At 61.5% G+C, this 1,847-nt stretch carries 1 protein-coding gene; it reads right to left on the bottom strand.

Annotation, left to right across the window (positions count from 1 at the left end; translation table 11 throughout):
• Window positions 1-97: 97 nt before the first annotated feature.
• Window positions 98-1,309, bottom strand: a complete 1,212-nt coding sequence (gene ltrA, locus EB809_RS20840) for a group II intron reverse transcriptase/maturase (protein WP_223808072.1) — start codon at window positions 1,307-1,309, stop codon at window positions 98-100.
• Window positions 1,310-1,847: the final 538 nt, after the last annotated feature.

Below are 1,847 nucleotides of genomic sequence, written 5' to 3'. Positions count from 1 at the left end.
TAATCGGGATAGGGAGGCACCTCACGATGCCCCTCCTCCCACATCACCGGGCATACGGATCACGTACCACGGCGATTCAGTGATTTGATTCAACCCGTTACCGTACTGCCAACTCCGGCAATCCATAGCTCCGGAACAACCGGGCCGATAAGGCTTGTCGCAGTGCTGGCGAGTGACTCAGCCGCCACGGGCCATGGGCTGATTTCGCAGTGTTCCAGGCCAGTTTGACCGAGACACCCCGCTTTCTCAGCTCACGATATCCCCTTCGACCCCATTGCTTCCACACGTAACTTCTCATTCTCCGCCGGATCCACTTGTCCAGGTCCCGCAGCGGGCTCAGTACTTCGGCTGCGTCGAAGTACGCTTTCCAACCAAGCAGGGTCTCTTTCAGATCTGCGATCACCTGGGCCACTGAGTGGCCCCGTGTGCGACGGCTCAGCAACCGGATGGTGGCCTTCAACTTCTCGATGGCCTTGTTGGCCACCTTCAGTCTTTGCCCTTTCCTGCTGAGGGTGAAGCCCAGGAAGCTACGCTTCCAAGGCCGATCCACCGCGCTCTTTCGTGTATTCACTGTGAGCCTCAGCGAGTCCTCGATAAAGCGCGTCAGACTCACCATAACCCGCTCGCCAGCACGGCAACTGCCAACATAGATCTGGCAATCATCGGCGTAGCGGGCGAAGCGCAGGTTGCGCCGCTCTAACTCCCAATCCAGTTCGTCCAGCACCACATTCGCCAACACCGGAGACAGTGGCCCACCTTGCGGCACGCCCTCGGGCGTCGGGGCTTTGCGGTTGTCGATCTGGACGCCTGCCTTCAGGTACCGGTTGATCAGTCTGAGCAGCGGCCTGTCTGGCATGTGCCGTTTCAGCCGTGCCATCAGGCGATCGTGGTTTACCCGATCGAAGAAGGCTTCCAAGTCCAGGTCCACCACCCAGTTACGCCCCTCTCGAGCGCAACGCTGTCCGTATCGGACCGCCTGATGAGCAGAGCGCCCCGGGCGGAAGCCATAGCTGTGGGGGTGGAAGCGGGGTTCCCAGTCCTGCTGGATGACCTGGGCAATCGCCTGCTGGATAAAGCGATCCAGCACCGTCGGAATGCCCAATGGGCGGGAACCGCCGTTGGCTTTGGGGATCGTGACCCGCCGCACCGGCTTCGGTCGGTAGGTCTGTTGGAGCAACTGCCGCCGGATCTCCGGCCAGTGCTGGCGCAGATAGTCCGGCAGGGCATCCACACTCAGGCCGTCGATGCCCGGCGCTCCCTTGTTACGTCGAACCTGTTTCAGGGCGCGACTGAGATTGTCCCTGCTCAATACACGCGCCATCCACGGTGAGGGTTGAACGGAGTGCGAGTCTTCCCGATTTCCGGAAACGGGTTCACCCCCTGGTTGCTCCAGGGGCAGCGCGAGCTGCTTTGCAGATGCCATCCCGTTTCCCTGCACGGAATCTCGACTCCTGTCTCTGTTCGGGCCTTCAGTTCACGGGCGAACCTACTATGCCCTCGGCTGATTTCTGCCACGCGATCAGAGGCGATCGCTCGTCTCTCAGTGGGTCCGTCCACACGCGGCAGACCTCCCGGGGTAAGGCACAGAGCTTTCACGGCGTAGACGCCCGATTTATAAAGCACACCCCAGTCGCAGAAGGAGGGCTTCGCGGTCACGTGCCCGCTCGCCCCGGGTGTACCACACCTCGTATCGGGTTCCTGTTCGTCGCCCCGCCGCTTTGGATTGGGCTTCCTCCAGACCCCACCTCGCGATGACGCCCTTGCCCTTCTCCTAGCCTTCGGCTCTGCGAACACCTGGCAGGAGGACTTTCACCTCCCTAGTTCTGTGCCATGCCCGGCACACACGC

This window comes from Marinobacter sp. R17 (genome assembly GCF_003789045.1).
In the GTDB taxonomy this organism is placed as follows: Bacteria; Pseudomonadota; Gammaproteobacteria; order Pseudomonadales; family Oleiphilaceae; genus Marinobacter_A; species Marinobacter_A mangrovi.
Note: the sequence above shows the minus strand (reverse complement) of the source record. Positions and strands in the feature narration are given on the sequence as shown.